The 1,247-nt window shown below is 33.0% G+C and carries 1 protein-coding gene; it reads left to right on the top strand.

Annotated elements, in window-relative coordinates; all coding sequences use genetic code 11:
- Nucleotides 1–95: 95 nt before the first annotated feature.
- On the top strand, nucleotides 96–1,247 hold a 1,152-nt coding region (locus H5072_RS19845), incomplete at its 3' end, for an oligosaccharide flippase family protein (protein WP_182694564.1).

Genomic DNA, 1,247 nt, shown 5'->3' on the forward strand with positions numbered 1-1,247 from the left:
TGCATATTTTAAGTATAAAGTGTTTCATCGATTGTTAATGCAAAAACTACTTTATTTTGTAAGTGCTAATTCGAACTATAAATACCGGAAGGGAAATGGCTCTAAATGATAAAATAATAAGAAGTTCTTTTTGGAGTTTTGTTGGTAGCTCGTGTTACCAACTGTCTGGACTGATTATTTTTGTTGTGCTGTCTCGTTTGCTTTCTCCTATTGATTTTGGGACAGCTGCACTTGCCATTGTTTTTGTTGAGTTAACTAATACAATTGTAAGATATGGGCTTGTAGAAGTGGTGGTACGTAATAACGGTGAGATAAATAACGAGAACGATATTTTTTACGCAACATTAATGATTGGTTTTGCTTCAACATTATTTTTTGTTATATCAGCTCCTTATTTAGAAATACTCTTTGACGCGCCAGGACTTGCAATTTCATTACAAATGCTATCAATAGTACCTGTAATGCAAGCTTTATCAACAGTACCTGAAGGCTTACTTAAGCGAGATTTTAAATTTAAAGCACTTGCTATAAGGCTATTGTTTTCGTCATTACTTTCGGGTGGTGCAGCTATTTATTTTGCTTATGCAAGTTATGGCGTTTATAGCTTAATAATCCAGAAAATAATATCTGTTTTTTTATCATTATTACTAGTCTGGAAAGCTATTAGTTGGAGGCCAAACTTAAACCTAACATTAGCTGATCTTTTAAATACACTAAAGCAAGGCCAACCTATACTGTTAAGCTCTTTAATTGGACAGGGTATATTTAGATTTGTTGAACTTATAATAGGCTTTTTTTTAGGCGTAGTAGCGTTAGGCTATTTTAAAATTGCAGGTAAACTATTAGACGTTATTGTGCAGTTTACAATAAGGCCTATTGTTGATGTATCTTTTTCAGCATTTGCTAATTTACAAAGCAATGCTAATGAGCTCGAAGCTTGTTTTACTAAATTTATTACAACTACGGCATTATTTGCTTTACCTATATTTGTTGGTGGCTTTGTTATAGGTGAAGAAATGGTGTACTTAGTTTTTGGCGATAAATGGGCTGAAAGCGGAATCATATTTTCTATTTTGTGCTTAAGCGGTTTTAGCGCTTCACTAAATTACTTTTTTGCACCGTTGTGTCATTCAACACATAACTCACATATTCCGTTTAGGTTACGTATAGTTGAGTTTATAGTTGTTATTGGGCTTGTTAGTATTTTTTCTCAGTATTCAATTTACCAAGTTGCGTATTCTAATGTT

This window comes from Pseudoalteromonas sp. SR45-5, assembly GCF_014163565.1.
Lineage (GTDB): Bacteria > Pseudomonadota > Gammaproteobacteria > Enterobacterales > Alteromonadaceae > Pseudoalteromonas > Pseudoalteromonas distincta.